The sequence below is a fragment of the Mycobacterium bourgelatii genome, assembly GCF_010723575.1.
In the GTDB taxonomy this organism is placed as follows: domain Bacteria; phylum Actinomycetota; class Actinomycetes; order Mycobacteriales; family Mycobacteriaceae; genus Mycobacterium; species Mycobacterium bourgelatii.
The window spans coordinates 1-23,062 of sequence record NZ_BLKZ01000002.1; the positions used below are offsets into that span (position 1 = coordinate 1).

The 23,062-nt window shown below is 67.0% G+C and carries 20 protein-coding genes and 3 pseudogenes; 9 read left to right on the forward strand and 14 right to left on the reverse strand.

Translation table 11 applies throughout. The features are described 5' to 3' along the window. Positions 1-1,225, forward strand: a pseudogene (locus G6N68_RS32415) (PE family protein); the annotation flags it as partial. A gap of 53 nt (positions 1,226-1,278) precedes the next feature. Further along, positions 1,279-2,127, forward strand: a complete 849-nt coding sequence (locus G6N68_RS32420) for a hypothetical protein (RefSeq protein ID WP_163718932.1) — start codon at positions 1,279-1,281, stop codon at positions 2,125-2,127. On the opposite strand, the gene G6N68_RS32425 is transcribed toward G6N68_RS32420, so the two are convergent. Next, positions 2,124-2,393 (reverse strand): hypothetical protein, encoded by a 270-nt coding sequence (locus G6N68_RS32425; RefSeq protein ID WP_205351568.1) that lies wholly within the window; start codon positions 2,391-2,393, stop codon positions 2,124-2,126. The genes G6N68_RS32420 and G6N68_RS32425 overlap by 4 nt on opposite strands. 285 nt (positions 2,394-2,678) lie before the next feature. Here G6N68_RS32425 and G6N68_RS32430 point away from each other — a divergent pair. After that, positions 2,679-4,505 (forward strand): annotated as a pseudogene (locus G6N68_RS32430) (hypothetical protein); the annotation flags it as partial. Between the two features lie 86 nt (positions 4,506-4,591). Here G6N68_RS32430 and G6N68_RS25045 read toward each other — a convergent pair. The 3 genes from G6N68_RS25045 to G6N68_RS25055 are packed head-to-tail and all read right to left on the reverse strand — an operon-like array spanning position 4,592 to position 7,612. After that, a complete protein-coding gene (locus G6N68_RS25045) occupies positions 4,592-5,800 on the reverse strand; it encodes a cytochrome P450 (RefSeq protein ID WP_163719877.1) in 1,209 nt (402 codons plus the stop codon). Next, positions 5,797-6,525 carry an acetoacetate decarboxylase family protein gene (locus G6N68_RS25050; protein ID WP_163718935.1) on the reverse strand — a complete coding sequence of 243 codons (729 nt, stop codon included), beginning with the start codon at positions 6,523-6,525 and terminating at the stop codon, positions 5,797-5,799. The genes G6N68_RS25045 and G6N68_RS25050 overlap by 4 nt, the downstream gene beginning before the upstream one ends. A 55-nt stretch (positions 6,526-6,580) precedes the next feature. Beyond that, positions 6,581-7,612, reverse strand: coding sequence for an LLM class F420-dependent oxidoreductase (locus G6N68_RS25055; RefSeq protein WP_163718936.1), 1,032 nt, complete (start codon positions 7,610-7,612; stop codon positions 6,581-6,583). A 124-nt stretch (positions 7,613-7,736) separates the two neighbouring features. Here G6N68_RS25055 and G6N68_RS25060 point away from each other — a divergent pair, with 124 nt between their 5' ends. From G6N68_RS25060 to G6N68_RS25075, 4 genes are read left to right on the forward strand one after another with little or no spacing between them, the layout of a single operon-like run. Further along, positions 7,737-8,735 carry a Zn-ribbon domain-containing OB-fold protein gene (locus G6N68_RS25060; RefSeq protein ID WP_205351512.1) on the forward strand — a complete coding sequence of 333 codons (999 nt, stop codon included), beginning with the start codon at positions 7,737-7,739 and terminating at the stop codon, positions 8,733-8,735. A 15-nt stretch (positions 8,736-8,750) separates the two neighbouring features. After that, entirely contained in the window at positions 8,751-9,812 is a 1,062-nt protein-coding gene (locus G6N68_RS25065; RefSeq protein WP_163718937.1) for a thiolase family protein, read from the forward strand. Beyond that, positions 9,812-10,990 carry a thiolase family protein gene (locus tag G6N68_RS25070; RefSeq protein WP_163718938.1) on the forward strand — a complete coding sequence of 393 codons (1,179 nt, stop codon included), beginning with the start codon at positions 9,812-9,814 and terminating at the stop codon, positions 10,988-10,990. The genes G6N68_RS25065 and G6N68_RS25070 overlap by 1 nt, the downstream gene beginning before the upstream one ends. Before the next feature lie 5 nt (positions 10,991-10,995). Next, positions 10,996-11,874: a TIGR03619 family F420-dependent LLM class oxidoreductase gene (locus G6N68_RS25075; RefSeq protein ID WP_163718939.1), complete on the forward strand. Its 879-nt coding sequence runs from the start codon at positions 10,996-10,998 to the stop codon at positions 11,872-11,874. Positions 11,875-12,200: 326 nt separating this feature from the next. Here the strand turns inward: G6N68_RS25075 and G6N68_RS25080 are convergent, their stop codons facing one another. Continuing rightward, entirely contained in the window at positions 12,201-12,725 is a 525-nt protein-coding gene (locus tag G6N68_RS25080) for a gamma carbonic anhydrase family protein (RefSeq protein ID WP_163718940.1), read from the reverse strand. A gap of 125 nt (positions 12,726-12,850) precedes the next feature. Here G6N68_RS25080 and G6N68_RS25085 point away from each other — a divergent pair, with 125 nt between their 5' ends. Both G6N68_RS25085 and G6N68_RS25090 read left to right on the forward strand, forming a co-directional pair. Beyond that, on the forward strand, positions 12,851-14,017 hold the full coding sequence (locus G6N68_RS25085; RefSeq protein ID WP_163718941.1) for a 3-ketosteroid-9-alpha-monooxygenase, oxygenase component: 1,167 nt from the start codon (positions 12,851-12,853) through the stop codon (positions 14,015-14,017). Positions 14,018-14,028: 11 nt separating this feature from the next. After that, positions 14,029-14,478 carry a hypothetical protein gene (locus tag G6N68_RS25090; RefSeq protein ID WP_163718942.1) on the forward strand — a complete coding sequence of 150 codons (450 nt, stop codon included), beginning with the start codon at positions 14,029-14,031 and terminating at the stop codon, positions 14,476-14,478. Here the strand turns inward: G6N68_RS25090 and G6N68_RS25095 are convergent, their stop codons facing one another. From G6N68_RS25095 to G6N68_RS25130, 9 genes and pseudogenes are all read right to left on the reverse strand, one after another. After that, the gene (locus G6N68_RS25095; RefSeq protein WP_163718943.1) at positions 14,479-15,633 is read right to left on the reverse strand and encodes a sulfotransferase family protein; all 1,155 of its coding nucleotides are present in this window, start codon (positions 15,631-15,633) and stop codon (positions 14,479-14,481) included. Then, a complete protein-coding gene (locus G6N68_RS25100) occupies positions 15,633-16,415 on the reverse strand; it encodes an SDR family oxidoreductase (RefSeq protein WP_163718944.1) in 783 nt (260 codons plus the stop codon). Before G6N68_RS25100 ends, G6N68_RS25095 begins: the two co-directional genes overlap by 1 nt. Beyond that, positions 16,412-17,551, reverse strand: a complete 1,140-nt coding sequence (locus tag G6N68_RS25105) for a hypothetical protein (protein WP_163718945.1) — start codon at positions 17,549-17,551, stop codon at positions 16,412-16,414. The genes G6N68_RS25100 and G6N68_RS25105 overlap by 4 nt, the downstream gene beginning before the upstream one ends. A 110-nt stretch (positions 17,552-17,661) precedes the next feature. Further along, positions 17,662-18,534 carry a reverse transcriptase domain-containing protein gene (locus G6N68_RS30335; RefSeq protein ID WP_205351513.1) on the reverse strand — a complete coding sequence of 291 codons (873 nt, stop codon included), beginning with the start codon at positions 18,532-18,534 and terminating at the stop codon, positions 17,662-17,664. Then, positions 18,527-18,805, reverse strand: coding sequence for an RNA-dependent RNA polymerase family protein (locus G6N68_RS30340; RefSeq protein WP_205351514.1), 279 nt, complete (start codon positions 18,803-18,805; stop codon positions 18,527-18,529). The genes G6N68_RS30335 and G6N68_RS30340 overlap by 8 nt, the downstream gene beginning before the upstream one ends. Positions 18,806-19,639: 834 nt before the next feature. Then, on the reverse strand, positions 19,640-19,906 hold the full coding sequence (locus tag G6N68_RS25115; protein WP_163718946.1) for a hypothetical protein: 267 nt from the start codon (positions 19,904-19,906) through the stop codon (positions 19,640-19,642). Between the two features lie 379 nt (positions 19,907-20,285). Next, a pseudogene (dmpG, locus tag G6N68_RS25120) lies at positions 20,286-21,314 on the reverse strand (4-hydroxy-2-oxovalerate aldolase); the annotation flags it as partial. 22 nt (positions 21,315-21,336) lie between these two features. Beyond that, positions 21,337-22,251 (reverse strand): acetaldehyde dehydrogenase (acetylating), encoded by a 915-nt coding sequence (locus G6N68_RS25125; RefSeq protein ID WP_163718947.1) that lies wholly within the window; start codon positions 22,249-22,251, stop codon positions 21,337-21,339. Positions 22,252-22,275: 24 nt separating this feature from the next. Further along, positions 22,276-23,061, reverse strand: coding sequence for a 2-keto-4-pentenoate hydratase (locus G6N68_RS25130; protein WP_163718948.1), 786 nt, complete (start codon positions 23,059-23,061; stop codon positions 22,276-22,278). Position 23,062: the final 1 nt, after the last annotated feature.

A 23,062-nucleotide genomic window follows, 5' to 3' on the forward strand; every position in this document is an offset into this window, starting at 1 on the left:
CGGTATCGGTGGGCAAGGCGGCACGGGCGCTGCCGGTGGGCTCAACACCGCCGGCAGTCAGGGGGGTCAGGGCGGCACCGGTGGCACCGGCGGCGACGCCGGCGACGCAGGCGTCGGCAGCAGCCCCGGCACCGCGGGTGTGGCCGGTTCGGGTGGTCAAGGCGGCAAAGGCGGTACCGGCGGCCAGGGCGGCACCGGTCTGGACAGCCCCGACGAAGGCGGCCAAGGCGGCCAGGGTGCGGCCGGCGGCAAGGGCGGCACCGGCGGCATCGGCGGCGCCGCAGGCGCGGGCGGCGGCGGCATTCAAGGCATCGGCGGCGTCGGCGGCACCGGTGGCCAAGGCGGCAAGGGCGGCACCGGTGGTATCGGTGCCGACGGCGGGATCAACACCCCCGGCAACCCAGGTGGCCAGGGCGGCACCGGCGGCACCGGCGGGGACGCCGGCGACGGCGGAACCGGCAGCGCCCCCGGGGCTGCCGGTTCCGCTGGGCCGGGCGGCCAAGGCGGCACGGGCGGTGCCGGCGGCGCCGGCGGGGCGAGTATCGATGGGACAGGCGGTCAAGGTGCTACCGGCGGCGCGGGCGGCAAAGGCGGCACCGGCGGCGCGGCCGGCAGCGGCGGTGGCAGCGAGGCCGTCGGCGGTACCGGCGGCACCGGTGGCGCCGGCGGGATCGGCGGTCAGGGCGGCAGCGGCGCCGACGGGGCGCCGAACGCCCCCGGCAATCCAGGTGGCCAGGGCGGCACCGGCGGCGTCGGCGGAGATGCCGGCGACGCTGGCGCCGGCCCCATCCCGGGGATGGCGGGTTCCGCTGGCCCCGGCGGCAAAGGCGGCCAGGGCGGTGCCGGCGGCGCAGGTGGCGCAGGTCTGGATGGCGTCGGCACGCAAGGCGCGAAAGGCGGCGCAGGCGGTGCCGGAGGCACTGGCGGCGCAGCCGGTAGCGGCGGCGGCATAACGGCTGTCGGCGGCGGCGGTGGCAACGGCGGCGTCGGCGGGATAGGCGGCCAAGGCGGCAGCGGCATCCCCGGCATCACCGGCACCCCCGGCGGCAGCGGGGGCAAAGGCGGCACCGGAGGCACCGGAGGGGCCGCCGGCCAAGGCGGCGCGGGCCCGACACCCGGAGACGCGGGCACCGCCGGCTCAGGCGGTCAAGGCGGCAACGGCGGCACCGGCGGCACTGGCGGCACCGGCGTCGATGCCCTCGGCAACAACAGCGCAGGGCAGTAAGGCGCCAGCGGCGACAGCAGCGGCAACGGCACCGGCAGCGCCGCGAGGCACCAGTGGCGGCAGCACCAGAACAAAGGGGCAACGGCGGCAACGGTGGCACCGGCGGGATCGGCGGCACCGGCGCCACCGGCGCCGACGGCGACCTCGACACCCCTGGCCAACAGGGTGGCCAAGGTGGCACGGGAGGCATCGGCGGGGCCGCCGGCCAAGCCGGCGTCGGCAGCACCCCGGGCCTCGCCGGGACCGCCGGCTCGGGCGGTCAAGGTGGCAAAGGCGGCGACGGCGGTCAAGGCGGCGCCGGCCTCGACAGCACTGGCACCAATGGCGAGCAAGGCGGCCAGGGCGCGGCCGGCGGCAAGGGCGGCACCGGCGGCACGGGTGGCGCCGCGGGAGCTGGCGGCGGCGGCATTCAAGGCATCGGCGGCCAAGGCGGCAACGGCGGCCAAGGCGGCATCGGCGGTCAAGGCGGCAGTGGCGCTGCCGGTGGACTCAACACCACCGACAAGGGCAACAAGGTGGCACAGGCGGCACCAGCGGCGCGACGCCACGGCGACAGCGAAGACGGCAATGCCACGGCAGCGCTGCGGGCAGTGCGGGCTCCGGTGGTCAAGGCGGTAAGGGCGGCACCGGCGGGCAGGGCGGCGCTGGTCTGGACAGCACGGGCACCAACGGCGAGCAAGGCGGTCAAGGCGCAGTCGGCGGCCAGGGCGGAATCGGCGGCACGGGCGGCGCAGCTGGCGCCGGCGGTGGCGGCATCCAAGGCATCGGCGGCACCGGCGGCAAAGGCGGCAAGGGCGGCACCGGCGGCCAGGGCGGCACCGGCGCCGCTGGCGCTCCCGACACTCCCGGCGGCCAGGGCGGCCAGGGTGGCACTGGCGGCACCGGCGGGGACGCCGGACTAGGCGGGGCGGGCAGCAGCGTCGGCGCTGCGGGCACCGCGGGCCAGGGCGGCCAAGGCGGCAAAGGCGGCACCGGCGGCCAAGGCGGCGCCGGGAAGGATGGCCTCGCCGACGGTGGCGAGGGCGGCCAGGGCGCGGTTGGCGGCACCGGCGGAACCGGCGGCACGGGCGGCGCCCCCGGAGCGGGGGCCGACGGCGCCCAGGGCCTCGGCGGCAATGGCGGCAACAACGGCAAAACGGCACCTCAGCAGCACCGGCAGCGAAGACACTCAGGCAGCCGTGAGCGACAGCGGCAAAGGCAACAAGAACAGTAAGGCAGCACTGGCGGAGCGCCGGGCGCCGGGGGTGCCGGCATCAAAGCAGGCAACGAGGGCTTCGGCGGCACCGGCGGAACCGGCGGCAAAGGCGGCACCGGCGGGTCAGGCGGCACCGGGATCAACGACATCAGCAACGGCGGCGAAGGGGGCAACGGAACCAACGGCGGCAAGGGCGGCGCGGGAGGCACCGGGGGCCTACCCGGCGGCGACACCAATGCCGCGGCCGGTGACGGTGGCATGGGCGGTACCGGCGGCGCCGCCGGCAACGGCGGAGCCGGTGGTACCAACGGAAAAGGCGGCAATGGCGGTAAAGGCGGGGAGGGCGGAATTGGCGGTGCCGGTGGCGCCGGACTGCTGACCTTGAGCAATGGAGGCAAAGGTGGAACAGGCGGTACCGGTGGGGCCGGTGGGGCGGGCGGTGTGGTCGGCGAGGGCGGTATCGCCGGAACCGGCGGCGACGGCGGCGACGCCGGCAAAGGTGGCGCTGGTGGAGCCGCCGGGCTGAGCCTGAGCTCCGGCGGGGAGGGCGGCGACGGCGGCACCGGAGGTATGGGCGGGACCGGTGGTACCGGCGGCGACGACAGCTTGGCACCCACCGGCGGCGGCATCGGCGGCAAAGGTGGGGCCGGGGGCCAAGGCGGCACCGGCGGTGTCGAATTTTTCAACAATAAGGGTGGTGCCGGCGGCAACGGCGGCATTGGCGGCCAGGGCGGCACCGGCGGCACCGGTGGCAACAACACCGGCGACAGCGGCGGGATCGGCGGCCAAGGCGGCCAAGGCGGCCAAGGCGGCACCGCTGGTGCCGCCGGGATCGGCAGCACCGGAGGCCTCAACGGCAGCAGCGGCACCGGGGGCGTCGGCGGCACCGGCGGGAACGGCGGTACCGGTGGCGCCGGGAAAGGCGGCAACGATGACCCGGTCACCCCAACTGCGGGTAGTCAGGGCGGCCAGGGTGGTGCCGGTGGTGCCGGCGGCGCCGGTGGTGACGCCAACGGCGGCACCGCAGGCAACGGTGGGATGGGCGGTACTGGCGGCCAGGGCGGCGTAGGCGGCCTAGGTGGCAGCAACACTGGCACCGGCGGCGACGACGGTGCCAATGGGGGCAAGGGCGGCGACGGTGGTGCGGGCGGCGACGCCGGCGCGGCCGGGGCGGGCGGTGGCGGCTCCGCGGGCGTGGGTGGCACTGGCGGCCAGGGTGGTACCGGCGGCAACGGCGGAGACGGCGGCGAGGGCCCCGGCACCGACAACAGCGAAGGCGGCACCGGCGGAACCGGCGGCCAAGGCGGCATCGGCGGTGTTGGCGGCGGCACCCCCAACGGCGGAACCAATGGCGACGGTGGCCTAGGCGGGTACGGCGGTAACGGCGGCAATGGCGGCGACAACACGAGGCCGGCGGCCATGGGACAAGGCCTCTCGGGCGGTGGCGGCGGCGGAGGCGGTGCCGGTGGCATCGGCGGGAACGCCGGCACCGGGACCGGCAGCGGCGGCCACGGCGGTGACGGCGGCACCGGCGGCACTGGCGGCACCGGTGGCACCGCAACCGTCACGGTCCTCGGCACCCCGTTCGGAGAGGGCGCCGGCGGCGAGGGCGGTACCGGCGGCGGCGGTGCGGATGGCTCTGGCGGTCCCACCGGGGCCAAGGGCGGCGCCGGCGGTGGCGGCGGTGCTGGCGGTCAGGCCTTCGACGCCGGCGCCTCTGTCGGCGCGTACGGCGGCGGCGGCGGAGCTGGCGGTGGCGGCGGTGACGCCAACGCCACCGGCGGTACCGGTGGGAGCGGCGGCGGCGCCAAAGCGTCCCCCGGCGGCCCCCCCATTGAGACCAGCGGCGGCGCCGGCGGGATCGGCGGCGCCGGTACCGGTGGTGGAGGTGGCAGCGGCGCCTTCGCTACCGGCCTGGGCGGTGCTACTGACGGCAAAGCCGGCGATGACGGTTCGGCCGGCGGGGCAGGTGGCTCCGGCGGCGGCGGAGACGGAGGCAATGGCGGCACCGTCGGTGTCGGAGGCGGGGGCGCTCCCGGCAACGGCGGCTTGGGCAAGGGCGACGACGGCCAAGACAGCCCATAACTCCGCCCGACAACCGGCAACGACGGCCCACGTACCGCTATGTACCGCTGCGTGGCGGTCCCAAGAATTGCGCCTACGGCGGCGAATTACGCGTTCAGCGGCGCACTCGGCGTAAACACCACCGGCATCTTCTCCAGCCCGGAGACGAAGTTCGCCGGTCGCAGCGGCAGCGGGTCATCGGAGGCCAGCCGCATGTCGGGAAGGCGCTGCAGCAGCCGACTCTGCATGATCGACAGCTCCAACCGCGCCAGCTGGTTGCCGAGGCAGAAGTGAGTTCCGAAGCCGAAAGCCAGGTGGTTGTTCGGGTAGCGCTCGATGTTGAACGTCTCCGGGTCGTCGAAAACGTTCTCGTCGAAGTTCGCCGACTCGAACAGCAGGATGATCTTCTCGTCCTTCCGCAGCTGGGCGCCGTGGAACTCGGTGTCATCGGTGAGCGTGCGCGCCATGTTTTTCACCGGCGCGGTCCAGCGCAGCATCTCTTCGATCGCGTTGGGCAACAACGTCAGATCGTTCACCAGACGCTGGTGCTGATCGGGGTGCAAGAGCAGTTGCCGCGTTCCGCCGGACAGCGTGTGACGGGTGGTTTCGTCACCGCCGATCAACAGCAGCAGCACCTCGGTGACGATCTCGTGGTCCGCCAGCCGCGAACCCTCGACCTCCGCGTGCACGAGGACGCTGACCAGGTCGTCTGTCGGCTCGGTCCTGCGGGAGTTGATCATGCCCATCATGTATTCGGTGTAGGCGGCAAAGGCATCCACCGATACCTGAAAGTCGTCTTGTGAGGTGGTGCTGCTCAAGAAGCTGACCATGTCGTCCGACCAGCGCAGGAACATTTCACGTTCCTCCGGGCGCACCCCGAGCATGTCGCCGATCACCGCCATCGGCAGCGGGGCGGCTATGTCCCAAACGAAGTCGCACTCCCCCCGCTCGCAGACCGCGTCGATCAGCGTGTCGCAGAGCGAAGTGATCGATCCCTCAAGGTTTTTCACCCGCTTGCGGGTGAAGCCGGCGTTGACCAGCTTTCGGCGCAGCAGGTGTTCCGGGTCGTCCATCCCGATCATCATCGGCGGCGCGTCCTGGTCCGGCCGGAAACCGCCGCCGTTGCAGAACAACTCGGGATTCCGCTCGGCATCGATGATCGCCTGATAGGTCGCCGCGGCGGCCAGCCCATTGCGGTCACGGAAAACCGGCTCGTTCTCTCGCATCCAGCGGTAGACGGAACGGGAGTCACCCGCATAGAACGCGCCGTCGGTCAGGTCGACGTCGGGTCTGGTTTCCACTTCTGCTGCCGTCATGAAATCTCCTGAGCGTCGCCGAATGTCATTTTTACGTTCGCGGCCGAACTAGACAAGATCGCGCGCTTCGGAAGACCAAGCGCCGCCAGTTCTTTCGAGTACGGGTGATCGCCCAACCGGATGCGCACTCCCCCAAGCCGAGTGCGCACGCCATCCAAGGTGTGCTCGAACCCCGTCTCCCGGGTGATGCCATCGCGGTGCGAGTACGACCGCTGTGCTTGTGTGCGCGGCGCTATCCGGAACGGCAGGCCAGACTTGAATTCCATGCCCACCACGAACTGCCCGTCGATGCTCAGGTCGAAGCCGAACTGCCGCCCGCCGCGGATGGTGAAGTCACCCAGCACCTTCGGGTAACCCCAGATCTTGGTTCCCGCTTCCAACGTGAATTCCTGGTCGACGGGCAGATGGTGAATGAAGGCGCCAGCCTCCCGCAACGCCTGCAAACCGGACGTCTTTGACCCAGGCGGAGCCCCGGGCGGGTTGACCATCACGCTGGTGCCGAACTCGTAGTACTGGCCCAGGTCGCCGTCGAGGTAGTGCATCAGCATCAGCACCACAATCGCACGCCCGGGCGTGACCCGGCAGACCCGGAGGCCGCTGTAGTCGATCATGCGCTGGGCGGCGTCGGCGTCCACGGAGAACATCGCCATGTGCTGCTGCGCCTTGCGGATCTGCACGGGCATGGTGAGTACCGTGCCCGCGATGGTGTGTTGCGAGGGCGTCATTCGGCCAATCTAGAACGTGTTCTAGTCCCTGGCAAGGGAGGACGCAGAACGAACACTAGACCAGGTTTGCGAGGTCGCGTACCTGCTCAACGCTACGAGCGGCCACCACCATCATGGTGACACCGGAGGCTTCCCAGACCTCGATCTGCTTACGCACGTAGTCCAGGTCGCCGACGATCATGGCGTCATCCACGAGTTCGTCCGGGATGGCCTCGGCGGCCTTGTCCTTCTGCTGCGACCGGAACAGCCTGGTGACCTCGTCGACCACCTCCGCGTAACCCATCCGGCGGTAGACGTCGGCGTGGAAGTTGGTGTCCTCGGCTCCCATGCCGCCCATGTAGAGCGCGAGGAACGGCTTGATCGCGGTGAACGCGGCCGGTCGGTCCTCGGTGACGACGATCTGCGCGGTTGCGCAGATCTCGAAGTCCTCGCGAGTGCGCCGCGCGCCCGGCCGTGCGAACCCTTCGTCCAGCCACTCGTTGTACATGTCGGCCATCCGCGGCGAGTAGAAGATGGGCAGCCAGCCGTCGCAGATCTCGGCCGCCAGCGCCACGTTCTTGGGCCCCTCGGCGCCCAGCATGATGGGAATGTCGGCGCGCAGCGGGTGGGTGATGGGTTTCAACGGCTTGCCCAAACCCGTTGTGCCCTCGCCCTTCAGCGGCAGCGGGTAGTGCGGTCCGTCGCTGGTGACCGGCGCCTCCCGGGCCCACACCTGACGGATGATGTCGATGTACTCGCGGGTGCGGGCCAACGGCTTGGGGAACTTCTGGCCGTACCAGCCTTCGACCACCTGGGGCCCGGACACGCCCAGCCCGAGGATGTGCCGTCCACCGGACAGGTGGTCCAGCGTCAGCGCGGCCATCGCGCAGGCCGTCGGCGTCCGCGCCGACAGCTGCACCACCGAGGTGCCCAACCGGACGCGCGAGGTCGACGAACCCCACCAGGCCAGCGGCGTGTAGGCGTCCGAACCCCACGCCTCGGCGGTGAAGACGGCGTCGAAGCCGGCGTCCTCGGCTGCGGCGACGAACTCCGCCGTGTTCTCCGGCGGCTGAGCGCCCCAGTATCCGAGCTGCAGTCCGAGCTTCATTGCCAGCCTCCTATGCCTGGGAAAAGGGCCTAGTTCAATTGTGATGACCCGCCGCGCCCGGCTACGCCGCGCTTGCGATCATCCCTAGTTGAAACGATTCTTAGAACCTGTTCTACTCGAAGGCGTGACAGCCACTGAAAGCGGCCTGAACTTGATCGATCACCCTGAGCCGCCTCTCTCCGCGCCTTTGACGTTGTCCTTCGACTACACCCGTTCGGTGGGGCCCACGCTAGGCGAGTTCTTCACCGCCCTGCGTGAGCGCCGCGTTCTGGGGGTTCGCGGATCGGACGGGCGGGTGCTCGTGCCGCCGGCCGAGTACGACCCGGTCACCTACGAGCCATTGAGCGAAATGGTACCGGTGGCCAGCGTCGGAACCGTCGTGTCCTGGACCTGGCAGCCCGAACCCCTCGAGGGCCAGCCCCTCGACAGGCCGTTTGCCTGGGCGCTGATCAAGCTGGACGGCGCCGACACGTCGCTGATTCACGCCGTGGATGTTGGCGACGCCGGCCCTTCCGCTATCAGCACCGGCGCCCGGGTGCACGTGCATTGGGCCGACGAGACCGTTGGCGCCATCACCGACATCGCCTACTTCAAGCTCGGCGATGAGGAAGAGAAGGTCGAGCCGCCGGCCACGGACGGCGAGCCGGTGACAATGATCGTCACGCCGATATCGCTGACCATCCAGCACACCGCCTCGCACGAGGAGAGCGCCTACCTGCGGGCCATCGCCCAGGGCAAGCTACTCGGCGCACGGACGGGCGAGAACGGCAAGGTTTACTTCCCGCCGCACGGTGCCGACCCGGCCACCGGCTTGCCGACGACGGAATTCGTCGAGCTGCCGGACAAGGGCACGGTGACGACGTTCGCGATCATCAACATCCCGTTCCAGGGCCAGCGCATCAAACCGCCCTACGTGGCGGCCTACGTGCTGCTTGACGGCGCGGACATCCCGTTCCTGCACCTCGTCGCCGACATCGACGCGCACGAGGTCCGGATGGGCATGCGGGTCGAGGCGGTCTGGAAGCCCCGCGAGGAGTGGGGATATGGCATCGACAACATCGAATACTTCCGGCCTACCGGCGAACCCGACGCTGACTACGACACCTACAAACACCACCTGTAAAGGGCTGACCTACCTATGAGTGATCGCAATGTGGCGGTCGTCGGCTTCGCCCACGCCCCGCACGTTCGCCGTACCGACGGCACCACCAACGGCGTCGAGATGTTGATGCCGTGCTTCGCCCAGCTGTATGACGACCTCGGAATCACCAAGTCCGACATCGGCTTCTGGTGCTCGGGCTCCTCCGATTACCTTGCCGGACGGGCGTTTTCCTTCATCTCCGCGATCGATTCGATCGGCGCCGTGCCGCCGATCAACGAGTCGCATGTCGAAATGGACGCGGCGTGGGCGCTTTTCGAGGCCTACATCAAGATCCTGACCGGCGAGGTCGACACCGCGCTGGTGTACGGCTTCGGCAAGTCTTCGGCGGGCACCCTCCGACAGATCCTGTCCCGGCAGACCGACCCGTACACCGTCGCGCCGCTGTGGCCGGATTCGGTGTCGCTGGCGGGACTTCAAGCCCGAATCGGTCTGGACTCCGGCAAGTGGACGGCCGAGCAGATGGCGCAGGTGGCGCTCGACTCGTTCGCACATGCGGAACGCAACGATTCCGTGAAGCCGGCCAAGAGCATCGACGAACTGCTCTCCCGACCGTTCTTCAACGATCCGCTGCGACGGCATGACATCGCGCCCATCACCGACGGCGCCGCCGCCATCGTGCTGGCCGCCGATGACCGCGCTCGGGAACTCCGCGAAAACCCGGCGTGGATAACGGGATTCGACCACCGCATCGAGACCCCGGTGCTGGGCGCGCGCGACCTGACCGCGTCGCCGTCCACAGCGGCGTCGGCAAAGGCGGCCACCGGCGGTGACACCGCGATCGACGTCGCCGAGATCCACGCCCCGTTCACCCACCAACATCTGATTCTGGCCGAGGCGATCGGGCTGTCCGACTCGACCAAGGTGAATCCGTCCGGCGGCGCACTGGCCGCCAACCCGATGTTCTCCGCCGGGTTGGAGCGCATCGGGTTTGCCGCTCAACACATCTGGAACGGCTCGGCGGGGCGGGTGCTCGCACACGCCACGAGCGGGCCGGCACTGCAACAGAATCTGGTCGCGGTCCTGGAAGGGAAGAACTGATGGCAGGCGCAGGGGCGAACCTCGCCGCGGTGCTGGGCACCGGACAGACCAAGTACGTCGCCAAGCGCAAGGACGTTTCGATGAACGGCCTGGTGCGCGAGGCGATCGACCGGGCGCTGGCCGATTCAGGGTCGACGTTCGACGACATCGACGCCATTGTCGTGGGCAAGGCTCCCGACTTCTTCGAGGGCGTCATGATGCCCGAACTGTTCATGGCCGACGCCATGGGGGCGACCGGTAAGCCGCTGATCCGCGTGCACACTGCGGGTTCGGTCGGTGGTTCTACCGCCATAGTCGCGGCCAGCCTGGTGCAGTCCGGCAAGTACCGCCGGGTACTGGCGGTGGCGTGGGAGAAGCAGTCGGAATCGAACGCCATGTGGGCGTTGTCGATCCCGATTCCATTCATCAAGCCGGTGGGAGCAGGCGCCGGCGGGTATTTCGCCCCCCACGTCCGCTCCTACATCCGCCGCTCCGGCGCTCCCCTCAACATCGGCGCGATAGTCGCGACCAAGGACCGACGCAACGGCGCCCGAAACCCGTTGGCGCACCTGCATCAGCCCGACATCACCGTCGAGAAGGTGATGTCCTCCCCCATGCTGTGGGACCCCATCCGCTTCGACGAGACGTGCCCGTCGTCCGACGGTGCCTGCGCGGTGGTGATCGGCAATGAGGAGATCGCCGATTCCCGTGTGACCGAAGGGCATCCGGTCGCCTGGATTCACGCCACCGCGCTGCGCACGGAGCCGCTGCAGTTCTCCGGTCGCGACCAAGTCAACCCGCAGGCCAGCCGCGACGCGGCCGCCGCCCTGTGGAAGGCCGCCGGCATCACCAGCCCGATCGACGAGATCGATGCCGCCGAGATCTACGTGCCGTTCTCCTGGTTCGAGCCGATGTGGTTGGAGAGCCTCGGCTTTGCCGCCGAGGGCGAGGGCTGGAAGCTGACCGAGGCGGGCGAGACCGCGATCGGCGGACGGCTACCGGTCAATCCGTCCGGGGGCGTGTTGTCCTCCAATCCGATCGGCGCCTCGGGTCTAATTCGCTTCGCCGAGGCTGCGATTCAGGTGATGGGCAAGGCCGGCGACCACCAGGTCCCGAATGCGCGGAAGGCTCTGGGACACGCCTACGGCGGCGGGTCGCAGTACTACTCCATGTGGGTGGTTGGGTCTGACAAGCCATGACGCGGATGAAGTACACGCTTTCCATCGCGTTCAGCCCCATCGACCAGCTGCTCGAATTAGCGAAGATCGCAGAGGAAGTCGGGTTCGATTCCATCGCGCTGCCTGACTCGATCTTCTACTTCGAAGAGCAGTCCGTCGACTATCCGTACACGGCCGACGGCAAGCGGATGTTCGACGAAAACAGCCCGTGGGTCGATCCACTGATCCTGGCGGGATCGATGGGCGCGGTCACCTCCAAGCTGCGGTTCTACACGAACGTGATGAAGCTCGGTTCGCGCAATCCGCTGCTGCTGGCCCGCCAGGTCGGCTCGGTGGCCAACCTGACCAACAACCGTTTCGGGTTCGGCGTCGGGATCGGTTGGGCGCCAGAGGAATTCGAGTGGTGCGGGGTGCCTTATGCGCGCCGCGGCAAGCGCGTCGACGAGATGATCGAAGTGATCAAGTTGGTGCTGGCCGGTGGCATGGTCGAATTCCACGGCGAGTTCTACGATTTCGACCGCCTGCAGATGAGCCCCGCCCCCAGCGAGCCGGTGCCGTTCTACGTCGGCGGACACACCGACGTGGCCCTCAAGCGCGCCGCCCGCGTTGGCGACGGCTGGACCAGCGCGATGATGACGCACGCCCAGTTGGACGAAACCATCCGAAAGCTCAAGGCGTTACTTGCCGAGAACGGCCGTGCGGATGACCCGTTCGAGTACCAGGCCGTCTGCTTGGACAAGTTCGGAGTGGACGGTCATCGCGAGCTTGCCGAGATCGGTGTCACCGACTACATCACCATTCCGTGGGTCTTCGACGGCTTGGGCTTCGACGCGCCGCTGGACAAGAAGAAGGACTCGCTCAAGCGCTTCGCCGACACCTATATCCACTCCGGGTGGCAGGACTAGGCGGCCGGCCAACACATTCGCGGCCACCGAGCGTGCCGCCGGGTGTGAATTCTGCTGCGCGACACGCCGCGAGCGCGCCACGTCGTTCGCACTCGAGGTGCGCATCCAGCCGCGCCGTCACACAGCCACACTGGTCTCGCCGGGAAGCGGCTGTCGCCATGCCCGCCTTTAAGCGACAGTTGCATTTGCGCACGTCAGCGCCGTTTCGAGCGCGCGCAGACGAGAGCCATTTCAGCGCATCAATGCAGGTACCAGAGTTGTCGCGGAAAGGCGGGCACACTGCGCCCCGCACGGCCCACCACGCCGGCCCGCAACGCTGCCGGAACTCAAACCGGCTCCACCCCAGTCAGATGCCGCTGAGCCAAGTCACGGTAGGCCTGCGGGTTCACGTTGACCCACATCTCCGCCCCGGTTCCTTCGATAGGCCCCTTCACCTTGGCGGGCGAACCGACCACCAGCATCCCGGCGGGTATCTGCGTGCCCGGCACCACCAGCGCGCCCGCAGCGACCATGCAGCGGGCCCCGATCACCGCTCCGTCCAGGACCGTGGCGTGGTTGGCGATCAACGCCTCTGGACCCACGTGGACCCCGTGAATGACGCACAGATGCGCCACCGTCGCCCCTGGCCCGATATCGACGGGGATGCCGGGCGGGGCGTGCAACACCGAGCCGTCCTGCACGTTCGCGCCTTCGCGCACCACCACCGGCGCGTAGTCGCCCCGCAGCACGGCGTTGTACCAAACCGAGGCACCTGCCTCGACGGTGACATCGCCAATCAGGGTGGCGGTGGGCGCCACAAAAGCGGTGGGGTCGACCTTTGGTGAACGACCCTCGAAGGAAAACAGCGGCATCAATTACATATACCGCAATGCGTATAACCTGCCAGTTAACCCGGCCGGACCAGCCGTCGTTGCGCTCCCTGGCCGCAAAACTGTAACGTGTTCTAGTTAGTAGCCCGCGATCTGGAGGTGACAGGGTGAGTACCGACACGAAGGGCGTCGGTGTCCGGGAAATCGATCCCGGCGCCTTACCAACCAGGTATGCCCGAGGCTGGCATTGCCTGGGCGTCGCGAAGGACTTCCGCGACGGCAAGCCCCATGCGATAAACGCGTTCGGCACCAAGTTGGTGGTGTTCGCCGACTCGCAGGGCGAGCTCAAGGTTCTCGACGCTTACTGCCGCCACATGGGCGGTGACCTGTCCGAAGGCACCATCAAGGGCGACGAGGTCGCGTGCCCGTTCCACGACTGGCGCTGGGGCGGCGACGGGCGCTGCAAGCTGGTGCCCTACGCCAAGCGCACACCCAAGACCGCACGCACCCGGTCGTGGACGACCGACGTGCGCGGCGGTCTGCTGTTCGTCTGGCACGACCACGAGGGCAATCCCCCGGACCCCGCAGTCCGGATCCCCGACATTCCCGAGGCCCACTCCGACGAGTGGACCGATTGGCGGTGGAACAGCATCCTCATCGAGGGGTCCAACTGCCGCGACATCATCGACAACGTCACCGACATGGCGCACTTCTTCTACATCCATTTCGGGTTGCCGACGTACTTCAAGAACGTCTTCGAGGGTCACATCGCGTCGCAGTACCTGCACAACGTGGGCCGGCCGGACGTCGACGACCTGGGCACCTCCTACGGTGAGGCGCACCTGGACTCCGAGGCGTCCTACTTCGGCCCGTCGTTCATGATCAACTGGCTGCACAACAAGTACGGCGACTATAAGGCCGAGTCGATCCTGATCAACTGCCACTACCCGGTCACGCAGAACTCCTTCGTGTTGCAGTGGGGTGTCATCGTCGAAAAGCCGAAAGGCATGAGCGAGGAGATGACCGACAAGCTCTCCCGCGTCTTCACCGACGGGGTCAGCAAGGGCTTCCTGCAAGACGTGGAGATCTGGAAGCACAAGACGCGAATCGAGAATCCCCTGTTGGTCGAGGAAGACGGCGCGGTTTATCAGCTGCGTCGCTGGTACCAGCAGTTCTATGTCGACGTGGCCGACATCCAGCCGGAAATGGTGGAGCGCTTTGAGATTGAGGTGGACACCACCCGGGCCAACGAGTTCTGGAACAAAGAGGTCGCCGAGAATCTGAAGGCAAGAGATGCGCAACAGTCGGTCTCGGACGAAGTGCCCGCGCAGTAACGCCGATCAGCATGTCTGACGATCGGCCGGCTGTCCCCGACGTCGACCGGCTAGCCCGGTCGATGTTGGCGCTGCACGGTGATCACCACGATAACGATCACGACCGGACCCCGAGCACCGGCGGTTCCCGATCCTGGTCGAAGTCAAGGGATTTCAGCAACGATCCGCAACGTGCCGCCGCTGTGGCCGAGGCCAGCCGCGCTGACCGCGAACGCTACCTGACCTCAGGCCTGAAGCCGGTGGACTGCCGGTTCTGCCACGTGACTGTCAATGTCAGGCGGCTAGGGCCGGGACACACTGCGGTGCAGTGGAATACCGACTCGTCGCACCGCTGCGCCTATTTCGCCGAGATTCGTGCCGCGGGCGGGGATCCCGCGCGCACCAAGGCCTGCCCGCGCCTGTCCGACAGCATCGAACACGCCGTCGCCGAAGGTTACCTGGACTACCCGGAACCAGACTGATCACAGCCCGGCGAATCGCTCCTTCACCTCTTCGGCGGTAAGCCCGTAGTCGGCCAGCGAGTACTTGTGTTTGGGTGCCCGCGGGCCGGTCTGGCTCTCGGCGTGGCTGTCTTCCATCGCTTTTCGCGCCTCGTCGGTCAGCGTCAGGCCGAAGTAGCGATACACCTCGGCCACCCTGCCCAACGGGTCGGCGATCAAGTCCTGATAGTCGACGTCGTAGAACTGCGCCGGGTTGCACTTGGCCCGCACGGCGTTGAAGCGTTCCAGCCCGCGCGACCAGGTTTCCATTTGGTCAGCCCCGATTTGGGCGCCCTGGAACGTCGTCGACCATTCCAGCGCGGTGTGCTGGGCCAGCGAGCACATCGACGCCATGATCGTCTCCACCGGCCGGTGGGTCTGAATCACGAGTGCGTCGGGATAGGTCGCCATCAATGCGTCCAGCGCAAACAGGTGGCTCGGATTCTTGAGCACCCAACGCTTGTCGGCGTCGTTCAACCCGATCAGCTGCAGATTGCGACGGTGCCGCTGATAGGACGGGGTCCAGTCCTGGCGCGACAACCACTGGGAATAGCTGGGTATGTGCGCGAGCGTCTCGTAGGACACCGAATGCAGCGACTGCCGCAGCAGCTGCCAGCACTCCTCCAACTCATAGGCGGCCATGAAGTGCAACCCGGTGTAGTCCGGGTTCTCTGCGTGGTGCTTGTTGAATTGCTCGTTCAGTTGGCTATACCAGGGATTCGAGTCCCAGGTGTCGCGGGGCGGTCGCGGTTGCGGAAACTCGGCCAACCACAGGTGCAGGCCCTGATGCGCGGGGTCAGCACCCAGCAGCCGGTGTAACGCGGTGGTCCCGGTGCGCGGCAAGCCGGTAACGAAAATTGGCCGCTCGATGGCGATGTCCGCATACTGCGGGTACTGCTTCCATGCCGCTTCGGACAACAACCGGGCCACCAGGGCGCCGCGCAGGAAGAACCGATTCATCTTGCTGCCCAACACCGTCAAGCCCGCCTCGCGCCGGTAGGAGTCGAGCAGCACCCCCAGCGCTTCGCGGTAATTGTCGTCATCGGAGCCGAAGTCGTCCAGCCCGGTCAGTTTGGTTGCCGACGCGTGCAAGTCCTCGACGGTGCCAATGTCGGTCCGGCCAGCTAAATCTGCCATCAGTTGTGGTACTCCCCGCAGTTGACGTCCAACGTCTGGCCTGTGATGCCGCTGGACAAATCGCTTGCCATGAACAAGATTGCCGACGCCACCTCGTCCTCGGTGGGCAGTCGCTTGAGGTCGGAGTTGGCCGCCGTCGCCTGATAGATCTGCTCGGCGGTGGTGCCGTACTTGCCCGCCTGGTGATTGAAGTAGCTCTGCAGTGTGTCGCCCCAGATATAGCCGGGTGCAACGGAATTGACACGAATGCCGCGGTCGCCGAGCTCACTGGCCAGCGACTGGGACATGGACAGCAAGGCGGACTTGGCCATCTTGTACGCCCCGTACTTCGGCTGTGAGTGTCGGATAACCATGGAATTGACGTTGACCACCGAGCCCTTCGACTCGGCCAGCGCCGGCGTGAAGCCCTGAATGAGCCTCAGAGCGCCCAGCGCACTGAGTTCGATCGCGTCACGGATATGTTGAAAACTGGTTCCGGCCAACGGTTTCATCGACGGCACCCGAAAGGCGTTGTTCACCAGCACATCCACCTTGCCGAAGGCCTCCAGGGTGGCGTCGACGAGGTTGCTCACCTGGTCGTCGTCGGTGATGTCGGTGGGCACCGCCACCGCCTTGCGGCCCAGGTCGACGATCTGTTTGGCAACGTCATCCAGCCGGTCTGCGCTGCGGGCGGCAAGCACCAGGTCCGCGCCTTCGTTCGCACATCGGCGTGCCAGGGTGGTGCCCAGACCGGGACCCACACCACTGATCACGACTACCTTGCCGTCAAGCAGATTGGTCATCCCAGCATCCTTGCCTGAATTTGTTGCTGACGCAGTGCGATTCGCGCACGCCAACCGTCCTCGGAAATCTTGTTGTGCTCGTAGAAGGGCAGCGCCGCAGGTACGGCGCCGACATCGACCAATTCGACGGTGGGTCCGTCGGTGTCGGTGAGTTGCCGGGATACACGTTGCCAGCGGAATTGCAGGAAGCCGCGCCGATGGCCCAGCGTCTCCACCCAGTTGGTGACGCCGGGATTCTGATCGCTGACCACAATGCGCACCTTGCCGTCCGGATCCGCTTGCGCCTGAGTGTTGTTCAGCGATGTCTGGTGGTTAATGTAGTCCAGCGAGATGTACCACAGGCTGCCCAGCTGAAAGCCCAGGTACGGTGCGTCGCTCACCGGGATGGTAATCACCAGCGCCTGGTCCGGCTGCAAATCGAAATGCCCCACCGACGAATACTGGGTGGCGAGGCCGCCCGGCGTCAGCCGCGGCGGGACCATGGTGTTGACCGGGATGTCGAGATAGAACCACTGCGGGAACTGCAGCCACGTCTTGACCCGCTGGACCAGCTGCTTTCCCGCTGTGGCGTAACGCTTTTCGATGGTCTGCCGAGTCAGCGGCGGTGGCGCGGTGCCCGCGGTGTCCAGCCTGGCGATGGCCAGCGTGCCGCGTTGCGCCGACCAGTCGCCGTACACCTCGCGAATGACCAATTGCCCGTTGCTGTTCGGCCGGACCCGCCATTCAAAGGTGCCGTCGGGCGCGATCTCGAGTTCCCGGTCGTCGAACGCGGCTTGACTGACGGGCACATTGTCGTCGGTGTACTCACCGCCGAGCAGCTGGAAGCTCAGGTCGGTGGTTGTGCCGCGGCGGCCGGTGACCACGTAGTCGTGGTCGGCGTGCACCCGGGTGCCGAAGTACAGGGTGTCGGGGTTGTCCAAACCCATCTTGGTGAACGGCCCGGTACCCGATTGGAGGAACGGGTGGTCACGGTCGTAGTCGAAGGCCAGGTGGGTACAGGCCGCGATGCAGCCGGCCAGGTATTGCAGACCCTCGAGCAGGTCGGCCTCGGTTTCGATGAAGGGTGCCTCCGCCACCAATTTTTCGGCTTCGGCGATCGCTGCGGTGAACGGGTCTGAGACAGAACTGACGGCCATTGGTAGTCAGGGGCGCGGTGTCCACAGTGTGGATCCGTTTCCCCATCCCCCTTTCAATCCGTGCGTGCGATTTTCCCGCACACGGCTTACCGATGATCTTCTAGACATGGTTACGCAGCCTTTGGGTAGCGGATGGTGCCACCAAGCCGGTGCAGGCCGTGCCCGTTAAACCACTTCTCGGTCCACTGATCTGCTTGTCCAGCACGCAGATTGCGGCCCCGCTTCTTGACCATCAAGCGGAACAGCCGCCACCAGACGTACCGGTCGATCTGGCGGAACTTCTCAGCGGCATTACCGGTACGAAAGTAGTTTCCCCAGCCGCGAAGAATCGGCGTCAACTCCGCGATCACATCACGGATATCGAGACCGACCCGGGTACGACCGGTGCGATCGCGCACCTTGGCCCGCAACCGGGCCATCGCCGCTTGGCTGGGCCAACGGTGCAAGTAGTAGCGGATCACTCGCTTTTGCTCCCACAGCCGTCCCGACATACGCGCCCGGAAATGACAACCCAGAAAATCCAGGCCCTCACGTCCTGCCCGCAGGTCAACCACCTTCGTCTTCTCCGGATGCAGCCGCAACCCCAACGACGCCAGGACTTCTCCCACCGCCGCCAAAGCGTGCTCAGCTTGCGCCGCCGTGCGGCACAACACCACACCATCATCGGCGTAACGCACCAACTCACCCACCCCACGGGCAGCGAGTTCAGTGTCGAGCACATGCAGATAGATATTGGCCAACAACGGCGAGATCACCCCGCCCTGCGGGGTGCCCGCGACCGTCCGCTGGGCCACCCCCTCGACCAACACCCCTGCTTGCAGCCACAAACGCAGCAGTTTGAGCACCCGCCGATCCGAGACCCGCCTACCCACCTCGGCAAGTAGACGCTCGTGGTCGATCTCGCCGAAGAAATTAGCGATATCGAACTCGACCACAAACACCTGGCCCTCGATGAACCCGGTCCGCAAGCGTTCCTTAGCCATCACCGCCGACCGCCTCGGCCGAAACCCATACGAGCACGGCAAAAAAGTCCGCCTCGAAAATCGGTTCCAACACGATCTTGGCCGCCGCCTGAGCCACCCGGTCTCGCACCGTAGGAATCCCCAACGGCCGCTTACCACCTCGTGGTTTCGGAATCTCCACACGCCTGGCTGGCGCGGGAAGATACACACCCTCGCGAAGGTCACGACGCAACTCGCGCAACATGCGGTCCACGCCGTAGTCCTCCACCGCGGCCACGGTGATCCGATCCACCCCGGCGCCCCCTTGTTCTTACGCACCCGCTCCCACGCCTCCCACAGGACGTCACCCCTGTAGATACGGTCATACAGGGCGTGGAAACGCCGACCCTCAGACTGCTTGGCCGCAGCCCATAGCACCCGTTGCAGTTGTTGCACTTTCACCGGCGACACCACCAACGGTTCGTCGTCGGCTACGGCAAGCGAAGGCCTGCCGGGGTAGTTGGACCGAGTCACCTCGGTCATGCCCTGATGCTTACCCGCTTCGCGCGCGTGATCAAAGCAGGGGCCCTTCCCTCCCGGCGTGTCTCTCACGCCGATCAGCGGTACTACGACCCCCTCGGACTCCCGCTGCCCTCCAAAGGATTTCACCATCGGCTTATACCTTTGGTCTTTGCCCGACGCAGGCTGGGCAGACGGGCCTCTCCTGTTCCCGACTGAACTATGTGCACGTGCCGCTCCCCGTACCCCGGAAGGACCCGCCAAGCTGACCCCGGACCAGGGCTCGACGGACATGGCCTTCGCCGTGACATGAGCGGCTCGGCTCCTACGTTGTACATCTTGACGAGGCTGCAGGACTCGCGCCTAATGGCACTACGGCCCGCACACTTGCTCCCCCCAAAGAGGCTTTTGACACCCCGCTTAGCCCGCCGCTTCTCAACGACGAACCGGGGCCTGCTACCCGGCGCTCCGGTACCTACCGGGACGGGACTCTCACCCGCTAGTTCAGTCCAGCTTGCAGGACGCAACACGCACTCGACGCTAGAACGTGTTCCTATTTTGAGTCAACCGCGAACATTCTCGCGTGTCGCCAGCACCGGCTAAGGACGAAGCATCCTCACCAGTCTGACTAGGAGGTGCACTCGTTGGCCAGCGTGATCAGAAGCTGTCGCTGGTGCGGGTGCCGGTTGAGGTAATCGATCAAATCGGTGCCCGACCCAGCCTGGTCCTGAAGCGTGGCCTTCACGTCGGGATGCCGGTCCAGGTAGTTCTGGATCTGTTCGGACGCCGTTTGACCCACGGTTGTCTCGCACGCGTTGGCGACCGGTACCGCAATCAATGCCGAGGCGACGACGCTCAACAGCCCACCAGCTAGCACGCCTTTCATGACGGTCATCGGATTGCTCCTTCTCTACGGTTGGCCCACACCAGCCCGCCATATCGAGGCTACGCGGGAGAAGGGAGACGCGGCAGTGGCATTAGCTGGCTGTTAGCGCCCGAAACCGGGCATTCGCTCAGACGCAAAAAGATGCGGCGGCGGCCCCCCACGCCGCCGCCGCCGCACCTTCCCACGCCTGACCCGCCGACCCCGACGTGCCCCCCACGACTTGCTATTTGGGGCTGACCCCCGCACCGAAACTTTGACGAGGACTCAAACGTCCGACGGCGTAACCGAATACGCCGTCGGATTGTGTCCCCCTCAGAGCCCGATCCCCACGTGTCACGCTAGAACACCAGCAGCGATCTCACTGGCGTTTGACGAAATCCGCAGAAAATTAGCGGGTAGCCGCGGCTTCGCTCTCTTGCTCGCGTTTGATTTCCAAGGCGATGTCGATCAGCTGGTCTTCCTGCCCGCCGATGAGCTTGCGCTGGCCGGCGCGGTGCAGCAATTGGTGTGCCGGCACACCATAACGCTCGGACTGGCGAACGGCGTGCTTGAGGAAGCTGGAGTAGACCCCGGAGTACCCCATGATCAGCGCGTTGCGGTCGAGCAGGCATTCGGCGGGCATCGCCGGCCGCACCACGTCCTCGGCGGCGTCGGCAATGTCGAAGAAGTCGATACCGGTCTTCACCCCGATCTTGTCGAACACCCCGATCAGGGCCTCGACCGGCGCGTTGCCAGCGCCCGCGCCGAACCGGCGCACGCTGCCGTCGATCTGCTTGGCTCCGGCGCGTACCGCTTCCACCGAGTTGGCCACGCCCAGGCCCAGGTTTTCGTGCCCGTGGAAACCGACCTGAGCGTCGGAACCCAACTCCGCAACCAACGCCGACACCCGATCGGCCACGCCGTCGAGCACCAGGGCGCCGGCGGAGTCGACGACGTAGACGCACTGGCATCCGGCGTCGGCCATGATGCGGGCTTGCGCGGCCAGCTTCTCCGGCGGGATCGTGTGGGCCATCATCAAGAACCCGACGGTTTCCAGCCCCAGGTCGCGAGCCAGCCCAAAGTGCTGAATCGAGACGTCGGCCTCGGTGCAGTGGGTCGCGATCCGGCAGATCGACCCACCGTTGTCTTGCGCCTCTTTGATGTCTTCCTTGGTTCCCACACCCGGCAACATCAGGAACGCGATCTTGGCGTCTTTCGCCGTCTCTGCGGCGAGTTTGATCAGTTCCTGCTCGGGTGTCTTGGAAAAGCCGTAGTTGAACGACGAGCCGCCCAGTCCGTCACCGTGGGTCACCTCGATGACCGGAACGCCGGCGGCGTCCAGGGCGCTCACGATCGCGCGAACTTCGTCCTTGGTGAATTGGTGCCGCTTGTGGTGTGAGCCGTCGCGCAGCGACGTGTCGGTGATCCGAACGTCCCACGCTCCTTCAAAATGTGGCCAGTCATCGTGCGCCTCCCGCCACTGACAAAGTTTCTTTGGCGATCTCTTCGCCGACCTTGGTCGCCGCGGCCGTCATGATGTCGAGGTTGCCCGCGTACGGCGGCAGGTAATCGCCGGCGCCTTCGACCTCGACGAACGTGGTGACCACAGCCCGTCCGCCGGAGTTCAACGACGGCTCGTCGAACTGCGGCTCGTTGAGCAACCGATAGCCGGGCACGTAGGTCTGCACCTCGGCCACGACGTCGTGAATGGACTTCGCGATCGCGTCCCGATCGGCGTCCTCCGGAATCGCGCAGAAGATCGTGTCGCGCATGATCATCGGGGGGTCAGCCGGGTTCAGGATGATGATCGCCTTGCCGCGCTCCGCCCCACCGATGGTCTCGACACCGCGCGAGGTGGTCTTGGTGAACTCGTCGATATTGGCCCTGGTTCCCGGCCCCGCCGATACCGATGCCACCGACGCCACGATCTCCGCGTAGGGAACGCTCACCACCCGGGACACCGCGTACACGATGGGGATGGTCGCCTGTCCTCCGCAGGTGATCATGTTGACGTTCGGGGCGTCGAGGTGCTCGCGCAGGTTTGCCGGCGGAATGACGGCAGGACCGACGGCGGCGGGCGTCAGGTCGATGGCGCGGATCCCGGCGGCTTCGTACTTCGGCGCCGCTTCTTTGTGGACGTAGGCGCTGGTCGCCTCGAACACCAAGTCGGGCTTCTCCGGCTGCTCCAGCAGCCAGTCGACGCCTTTGTGGCTGGTTTCCAGGCCCAGCTTGCGCGCCCGCGCCAAGCCTTCGCTGTTCGGGTCGATGCCCACCATCCAACGCGGTTCCAGCCAGTCGGACCGCAACAGCTTGTACAGCAGGTCGGTACTGATGTTTCCCGACCCGACGATGGCCACACTCGCCTTCGACGGCATGTTCATCACTCCCTTATTTGAAGGCTATTCGAACGTCAGACGGACGGCACCTAGCCCAGTGAAATCGGCGACGAACTCGTCGCCGGGGTTCGCATCCACAGCGAAGGTGCATGACCCTGGCAACACCACGTCGCCGGCCTTGAGCCGGACCCCGAAACTCTCCACTTTCCGAGCCAACCAGGCCACGGCGGTCGCCGGATTGCCCAGCACGGCGTCACTGCGGCCCTGGGCGATCTCCTCGCCATTGCGCGTCAGCACCGCATCGATCCCCTGGATGTCGACGTCGCCCGGCTTCACCCGTGCCTGGCCCAGCACGAAACCTCCCGCCGACGCGTTGTCGGCGATGGTGTCGCAGATTTTGATTTGCCAGTCTTTGATCCTGGTGTCGATGAGCTCGATGGACGGGACCAGGGCTTCGGTGGCGGCCAGGACGTCCTCTTCGGTGCATCCGGCGCCCGGCAGGTCGGCGGACAGGATGAAGCCCACCTCGACCTCGACGCGGGGGTAGAGGTATTTGCCGCTCTTGACCGGGGTGTCTTCGAACACCTGCATGTCGTCGAGCAGGTGGCCGTAGTCCGGCTCGTTGACGCCCATCATCTGCTGCATGACCGGCGACGAAAGCCCCACCTTGTGCCCCACCACGCGTGCGCCCTCGGCCACCCGCCGCCGGATGTTGATCAGCTGGATTTCGTAGGCGTCGACGACGTCGATGTCCGGGTTCGCGGCCGTCAACTGGTCGATGGGCTCACGGCTTCGCTCGGCTTGGGCCAGGTCGGCGGCCAAGCGTTCACGCGTCTCAGCAGTGAGCATT